Source organism: Knoellia flava TL1 (assembly GCF_000768675.1).
In the GTDB taxonomy this organism is placed as follows: domain Bacteria; phylum Actinomycetota; class Actinomycetes; order Actinomycetales; family Dermatophilaceae; genus Knoellia; species Knoellia flava.
This window is the reverse complement of the sequence record NZ_AVPI01000081.1, coordinates 1-2,592: the sequence shown is the minus strand read 5'-3', so window position 1 is coordinate 2,592 and position 2,592 is coordinate 1. Positions and strand designations below refer to the sequence as shown.

Below are 2,592 nucleotides of genomic sequence, written 5' to 3'. Positions count from 1 at the left end.
CGCGCGCACCCGCGGCCTCGAGCGCCGCCGCCTCCGCGTGCGGTGTGCCCGCCCCGCGGTGCCAGCCGTCGGCGACGAGGGTGCCGTCGGGGGCGACGAGGACGCAGCCGACTCTCGGGTTGGGGTCGGCCTGCGGGCCGCGCTCGGCGAGCATGAGCGCATGGCGCATCCACTGCTCGTCGGTGCTGCTCGTCTGCTCCATGCGTCCTGCCCTCGTGCTCGAGACCTGTCGGTCGAGCTCCGGGGGACGTGCGGGCGACGTGGCGCCGTCGACGGTGGCGCAGGGTTCGCGCAGGACGCCGCACGGCGCGACCCTCTCGGGCCTCGCTGTCACGTGCTGCCTACCATCCGGACTCTCACCGTCGGTCTGGGAGTTCCACCCAGTCAACCGGCCGCTGGCTGCGGTCGGGTCGCGGACTGTCACCGCCGGTTCGGAATTGCACCGACCCCGGAGCACGTCGTCCTCCAGTATGCCGCAGCCGGGGTCCCGCGCCGAACTCCCGTCCGCCGTGACCCTCGTCTCCCACCGCCTCTCCCCCTTGCGTCCGCAACTGTGGTGGCCAGGCCGTCACCCTGCCGGACGTTGTCGTATGCCGTCCGCCCACCACCCCTTGCGTCCGCAACTGTGGTGGCCAGGCCGTCACCGTGCCGGACGTTGCGGGGCTCAGTCGATGGTGAGGCCGAAGACCTCGAGCAGCCCCGGCGTCGCGTCGAGGTCGATGCGCGCTCCCTTGAGCCTGTTGTGGCGCGGGTCGAGCGCGAGCCCGCGGGTGCCGCGCAGGTCGGCCTCGCGCAGGTCGGACTCGGAGAAACGGGTGCCCGACAGGTCGCTGCCGCCGAGGTCGGCACGGCGCAGGTCGGCCTCGGTGAGGTCGACGTCCGTGAGCTGGCAGTCGCGGAAGACGAACCCGGTGAGGTCGAGCCCGGCGAAGGTCGTGCCGTCGAGTCGGCACCGCTCGAAGCGCAGCGGCTGGGCGAGCATCGACCCCGCCCCGGTGGCGGTCCAGTCGACGGCGAGCAGCTTGCAGCCGACGAAGGTGCAGTCGACGAACCTCGTGTCGGTGAGCTTCGCCATCGACAGGTTGCAGCTCGTGAAGGTGCACTCCTCGAAGGTGCAGCCGACGAGCGAGGCGCCCTCCCACGTCAGGCCGCTCAGGTCCTGCCCCACGACCTCGCGACCGCGCACGACCTCCCCCGGCGCCAGCGAGCCGAACGGCTCCTCGGTCACGATCCGTGCCCGTGGGACTCGGCGAGCGCACGGAGCTCGTCGACCGCGGCGGCCGCGGACTCGGCGCCGTAGACCGCCGACCCGGCGACGAAGACGTCGGCTCCCGCGTCGGCGCACTGCTCGATGGTCTTCGCGGAGACTCCCCCGTCGACCTGGACCCAGATCTCGCCGCCGTTGCGCCGGACCGCCTCGCGGACCTGGGCCACCTTGGGCATCTGGTCGGCCATGAACGACTGGCCGCCGAAACCAGGCTCGACGGTCATGACGAGCACCATGTCGAGCTCGGGCAGCAGCTCCTCGTAGGGCGCCCACGCCGTGCCGGGCTTGACCGCCATGCCGGCGCGGGCACCGGCCGCCCTCAGGGTGCGAGCGAGCGCCCGCGGATCGCGCGCCGCCTCGACGTGGAAGGTCACCGACTGCGCCCCCGCCTCGGCGTAGCCCGGTGCCCACCGGTCGGGGTCCTCGATCATGAGGTGGCAGTCGAGCGGGATCGGCGACACCTTGAGCAGCGCCTCGACGATCGGCAGCCCCAGCGTGAGGTTGGGGACGAAGTGGTTGTCCATGACGTCGACGTGCGCCCAGTCGGCGTTCGAGATCGCGTCGAGCTCGGACTGGAGGTTGGCGAAGTCGGCGGAGAGGATCGACGGTGAGATCTGCACGGCGCTCACCCTATCGACGGCATGCGACCGCGCCCGACGCGCTCAGGCCTTCTTGCGCAGCAGGGCGAGGAACATCGCGTCGGTGCCGTGCACGTGCGGCCACAGCTGCACCTCCGGCCCGTCGCCGAGGTCGTGCAGGACCTCGCCCGAGGCGTCGCGGAAGAGCTCGCGCGCGTCGAGGACCTCGATGTCGTCGCGCTTCTTGAGCACGTCGCGCACGACGAAGGTCGTCTCGGCCGGGTGGGGGCTGCACGTGGCGTAGCCGACCACACCACCGGGCGCGACGGCGTCGAGGGCGCTGCGCAGCAGGTCGCGCTGGAGCGGCCCGAGCTGGGCGAGGTCGCCGGGCTGGCGCCGCCACCGGGCCTCCGGTCGCCGGCGCAGCGCGCCGAGCCCCGTGCACGGCGCGTCGACGAGGACCCGCCCGTATGCCGTCCGCTCGGCCTCCCCGACCTCGCGGCCGTCCGCGGTGCGCACCTCGACGGCACGGCCGGTCTCCCTGGCGAGGGCGGTCACCGGACCGAGCGTCGATCGCACGAGCTCGGCACGGTGCTCGCTCACCTCGACCGCGACCAGGTCCGCGCCGGTCTGGAGGGCGAGCGCGCCGAGGACGCCGCTCTTGCCACCCGGCCCCGCGCAGAGGTCGAGCCAGCGCGCCGGCACGTCGGCCGTGACGGGCGCGGTCGCGACCGCGACGGCCAGCAG

At 73.5% G+C, this 2,592-nt stretch carries 3 protein-coding genes, 1 pseudogene and 1 riboswitch; all 4 genes and pseudogenes read right to left on the bottom strand.

Annotation, left to right across the window (positions count from 1 at the left end; genetic code table 11):
• Positions 1–202, bottom strand: a pseudogene (locus N798_RS16455) (bifunctional diaminohydroxyphosphoribosylaminopyrimidine deaminase/5-amino-6-(5-phosphoribosylamino)uracil reductase RibD); the annotation flags it as partial.
• A 128-nt stretch (positions 203–330) separates the two neighbouring features.
• Positions 331–461: riboswitch (FMN riboswitch) on the bottom strand.
• A 203-nt stretch (positions 462–664) separates the two neighbouring features.
• A complete protein-coding gene (locus N798_RS16450; RefSeq protein WP_052117473.1) occupies positions 665–1,228 on the bottom strand; it encodes a pentapeptide repeat-containing protein in 564 nt (187 codons plus the stop codon).
• Positions 1,225–1,887, bottom strand: a complete 663-nt coding sequence (gene rpe, locus N798_RS16445; RefSeq protein ID WP_035950795.1) for a ribulose-phosphate 3-epimerase — start codon at positions 1,885–1,887, stop codon at positions 1,225–1,227. The genes N798_RS16450 and rpe overlap by 4 nt, the downstream gene beginning before the upstream one ends.
• A 42-nt stretch (positions 1,888–1,929) precedes the next feature.
• On the bottom strand, positions 1,930–2,592 hold a 663-nt coding region (locus N798_RS16440), incomplete at its 5' end, for an RsmB/NOP family class I SAM-dependent RNA methyltransferase (protein ID WP_035950793.1).